The organism is Desulfosarcina cetonica JCM 12296, from assembly GCF_001311845.1.
GTDB classification, from domain to species: Bacteria; Desulfobacterota; Desulfobacteria; order Desulfobacterales; family Desulfosarcinaceae; genus Desulfosarcina; species Desulfosarcina cetonica.
The window spans coordinates 1-1,912 of sequence record NZ_BBCC01000412.1 but is presented as its reverse complement, the minus strand read 5'-3'; the positions used below and the strand labels follow the sequence as shown (position 1 = coordinate 1,912).

Here is a 1,912-nt window from a genome sequence, read left to right as displayed (position 1 = left end):
CACTCCGCCACAGCCCTTGCTGGCGTTGATCGGCTGCGCAATCGTCCCCATGCGTCCCGAACGCAAGGCGGACAGGCAGGTCTGGCCCGGCGCGCGCCAGGCAAAAGCCCCGCATGGGTAGTGAGCATGCCGTCGATCACCGCACAGGTGCCGTGCTGCCGAATCAGTTGTGCCTGCCGCGCGGTGTCCTGGGTGTAAAGCCAGCGCAGATAGGCATGGTAAATGGCGGTGGCCGCCAAGCCCGCATCGGCATCGTCCTGCCTAACGCGGGAAAGGATCAGACCCTCGGCGGTGAAAAGACTCATCTGGGTATCGTCGGTGATTGCGCCTTTTCGCCCAAAGGCTTTTTCAAACCCGGTCACGCCGGATGGACCATGGCGGCGCCGGATTTCGTCCAGGCTGAAGAATTCCACCGGGGCGCCCAGGGCATCGCCCACGGCGCCGCCCAGCAGGGCACCGAGAATTCGTGTTGCCGGCGACGGTTCTGGGGATATCGAGGTGTCAAGTGTTGGTTTCATGGCGTCGTTTCCATCCATCAGGCGACCGTTAGTTACACTCAAAGGATACGCGCCTGCACAGCATTTGTCTTCCAGGGCTTGCCTTCGGGCCGGCGGGGATTAAGATAAATAAACGTTACCGTAATGCCCGCGGCCCATCCTGGCAACATAATTCCGGCTTCCGTGCCACCCGGGAGCCAGGTCCCCTACCCCACACGAGGGAGAAGCGAACATGCGCATCGTCGAAGTCGGCCCACGCGATGGGCTTCAGAACGAAACTGCACCAATACCCGCCGCCGCCAAGATCGCCTTTGTGGACGCCCTGTCCGACAGCGGGGTGGCCGAAATCGAGGTCAGCGCCTTTGTTTCTCCGCGCTGGGTGCCCCAATTGCGTGATGCCGCCGCGGTGTTCGCCGGAATCACCCGCCGTCCAGGGGTCGTTTACTCGGCCCTGGTGCCCAACCGCCAAGGGCTGGATCAGGCCCTGGCAGCGGGGGCGGACAAGATCGCCGTGTTCACCGCCGCCAGCGAAACCTTTGCCCGCAAGAACATCAACACCAGCATCGAAGGTTCCATGGCACGCTTTCGCCCGGTGGTGGCCGCGGCCCACGCTGCCGGCCTGCCGGTGCGGGGATATGTGTCCACCGCCTTCTGGTGCGCCTTCGAGGGACACATCGCGCCGGCAGCTGTGATTGCCGTGGTCAATCGGTTGATGGCGATCGGTGTCGACGAAGTGGCCATTTCCGATACGATAGGCAAGGCCACGCCCGAAGAGGTTGCACGGCTGTTCGACCAACTCCGGCCACACATCGCGGCCGAGCGGATGGCGGCGCATTTCCACGACACCTACGGCCGGGGGGTGGTGAATGCGCTGGCCGCCTGGGAGGCCGGCATCCCTGCCATCGATGCCAGTGTGGGCGGTCTGGGCGGCTGCCCCTATGCCCCCGGGGCCAGCGGCAATGTGGCCACCGATGATATCGTGGCCGCCCTGGAGGAACGCGGCATCCCCACCGGGGTCGACCGCAGGCGCCTGGCCGCGTCCCTGGAGCATCTGGCCCCTACCGCATCGACGCCCGCCGTCGCCTGCCGGAAAAGGGCTCCCCGGTCTGCGCCGCCTGCCCCTTCTCCACGGGTACGGTCTGCTGCAAACACGCGTCCGGCCAAAGCTGACGGGCCTTTGCAGCCAGGCCCAAGCACCAGCGTCGGGTTTAGTGGGCCCCGGAGGGGTCGATGATGCCGCAGTGGGCGTCGATAACGGGCGGGCGGATGCCGGTCATATCCGGCCTCCCTGGGCGATGGATGCCAGCAGATCCCGGTACAAGCGGTAATGCGCCAGCGGCACATGGCTACGCGGCCGGTCGTCCAGGCACGGCAGGTAGCGACCGCCCGCCAGCAATTCCGGCACCGTGTCAGCC

At 65.7% G+C, this 1,912-nt stretch carries 2 protein-coding genes; one reads left to right on the top strand and one right to left on the bottom strand.

The features are described from left to right. A partial coding sequence (locus tag JCM12296_RS34475) for an ADP-ribosylglycohydrolase family protein (RefSeq protein ID WP_172684263.1) occupies positions 1-518 on the bottom strand: 518 nt, incomplete at its 3' end. Between the two features lie 211 nt (positions 519-729). On the opposite strand from JCM12296_RS34475, the gene JCM12296_RS34470 reads away from it, so the two are divergent. Next, positions 730-1,731 carry a hydroxymethylglutaryl-CoA lyase gene (locus JCM12296_RS34470; protein ID WP_157068186.1) on the top strand — a complete coding sequence of 334 codons (1,002 nt, stop codon included), beginning with the start codon at positions 730-732 and terminating at the stop codon, positions 1,729-1,731. Positions 1,732-1,912 lie beyond the last annotated feature (181 nt).

What these genes read in the sequence shown, in the direction of transcription:
- JCM12296_RS34470 (WP_157068186.1), top strand. Translation starts at nt 730, where the DNA reads ATGCGCATCGTCGAAGTCGGCCCACGCGATGGGCTTCAGAACGAAACT.